At 67.1% G+C, this 1,797-nt stretch carries 4 protein-coding genes; 1 reads left to right on the top strand and 3 read right to left on the bottom strand.

Going from position 1 to position 1,797, the window contains the following annotated elements; genetic code table 11:
- A partial coding sequence (locus tag A612_RS17150) for a heparan-alpha-glucosaminide N-acetyltransferase domain-containing protein (RefSeq protein WP_141630357.1) occupies window positions 1-143 on the top strand: 143 nt, incomplete at its 5' end.
- 94 nt (window positions 144-237) lie between these two features.
- Here A612_RS17150 and A612_RS11835 read toward each other — a convergent pair.
- From A612_RS11835 to A612_RS11825, 3 genes are all read right to left on the bottom strand, one after another.
- Window positions 238-1,023: a peptidylprolyl isomerase gene (locus A612_RS11835; protein ID WP_019374686.1), complete on the bottom strand. Its 786-nt coding sequence runs from the start codon at window positions 1,021-1,023 to the stop codon at window positions 238-240.
- A gap of 67 nt (window positions 1,024-1,090) precedes the next feature.
- Window positions 1,091-1,381: a BolA family protein gene (locus A612_RS11830; RefSeq protein WP_019374685.1), complete on the bottom strand. Its 291-nt coding sequence runs from the start codon at window positions 1,379-1,381 to the stop codon at window positions 1,091-1,093.
- Window positions 1,378-1,797 (bottom strand): septation protein A (locus A612_RS11825; protein ID WP_019374684.1); only part of this gene is annotated, 420 nt, incomplete at its 5' end. The genes A612_RS11825 and A612_RS11830, both read right to left, overlap by 4 nt.

The following is a 1,797-nucleotide window of genomic DNA, read 5'->3' as shown; positions in this document are numbered from 1 at the left end:
GGCCCGCGCCGCTGCTGGCCGGGCCGCTGCCGCGCGGCGCGGCGCCGCTGGCCTGGCTGGGGCGCCACTCGCTCATCTACTACATGCTCCACCAGCCGGTGATGATCGGTGCGCTGCTGGTGTGGGAGGAACTGGCGCGCTGACGGCCTCGGGCCGCCCATGAAAAACGCGGCCCGGCGGGCCGCGTTCGTTCGTCGTTGCGCGCGCCAGACGCAGCGCGCGAGGGGCAGGGCCGGGTTACTCCACCTTGGCCTTGGTGCGCAGCTCTTCCTGGAACTGCATCAGTTTTTGCTGTTGCAGCTGCTGGGCGACCTGGGGCTTGACCTCGTCGAGCTTGGGCAGCTCGGCGTCGCGCACGTCGTCCAGGCGGATGATGTGCCAGCCGAACTGGCTCTTGACGGGCGTCTGCGTGGTCTTGCCCTTCTCCAGCTTGACCAGCGCCTCGCTGAACTCGGGCACGTAGCTGGCCGGGTTGGCCCAGTCGAGGTCGCCGCCGCGCGCGCCGGAGCCCGGGTCCTTGGATTGCTTCTTGGCGATGTCCTCGAACTTGCCGCCCTTCTTGAGCGAGGCGAGGATCGCCTTGGCTTCCTCTTCCTTCTCGACCAGGATGTGGCTGGCCTTGTATTCCTTGCCGCTGTTGGCGGCGACGAACTTGTCGTATTCCGCCTGGATCTCGGCGTCGGTCACGGGGTGGTTCTTCTGATAGTCGGCGAACAGCTCGCGGATCAGGATGGTCTGGCGCGCCAGCTCCATCTGCGCCTTGTAGTCGGCCGAGGCCTCCAGGCCGCGCTTTTGCGCCTCCTGCATGAAGATCTCGCGGGCGATGACCTCTTCCTTGATCTGTTCCTCGATCTCCGGCGAGATCGGGCGCCCGGAGCGCTCCACCTGCTGGCGCAGCACTTCGACGCGCTCCTTGGGGATAGGCTTGCCGTTGACGATGGCGATGTTCTGTGCGCTTGCGGGCAGGGCTGCGGCGCCCAGCACGGCTGCGGCCACCAGGCCGGACAGGAGCTGTTTCTTCATGGGAGGTAGAAGGAAGGGAACAAAGGGTGGTTGGCCCGGCCCGGGGCTGCCGAAAATGCGGCCCGGATCAGAGGGTTTCGATGGCAATTGCGTGCGCGCCACGGTCGATGAAAACCTGCAGCGCATCATACACAAGACGGTGTTGCGCCACGCGCCGCTGCCCTTCGAAGAGGGGGGAGGCGACGCGCACCCGGAAATGGGTGCCGAAGCCCGTGCCGTTGGCGCCGGCGTGGCCCTCATGCTGCCAGCTCTCGTCCAGCACTTCGAGGAAAGTCGGCTTGAGCGCCTCGCGCAGGTGCGCCTGCATGGCCTCGGCAGTGATGGCGTCGCCGTCGGCGCCCGGGGTGGAAGCAGTCATGGTTGTGCGTCCTTGGGTTGGGGAGGGGTCTCGTCCTGGATGAAGCGCCCCAGGTACAGCGCCTGGGCGACCACGAAGGCGAGCATCAGGCCGATGCCGCCAAAGAGCTTGAAGCTGACCCAGGTGTCGGTGTCGAAGCGGTAGGCGACCCACAGGTTGAGCGCGCCCATGGTGGCGAAAAAGCCGGCCCAGGCCAGGTTGAGCTGGCGCCACACGGCGTCCGGCAGCTGCACCTGGGCGCCCATCAGCGAGCGGATGAAGTTGCGCCGGAAGATCCACTGGCCCGCCAGGAGCGTCCCGCCCATGAGCCAGTACAGCACCGTGGGCTTCCACTTGATGAAGGTCTCGCTCTGCGCCAGCAGGGTTGCGCCGCCGAACAGCACGATCACGCCCAGGGAGAGCCACTGCATCGGCTC

Source organism: Melaminivora alkalimesophila (genome assembly GCF_000282995.1).
Lineage (GTDB): Bacteria > Pseudomonadota > Gammaproteobacteria > Burkholderiales > Burkholderiaceae_C > Melaminivora > Melaminivora alkalimesophila.
This window is presented reverse-complemented; position numbering and strand designations above follow the sequence as displayed.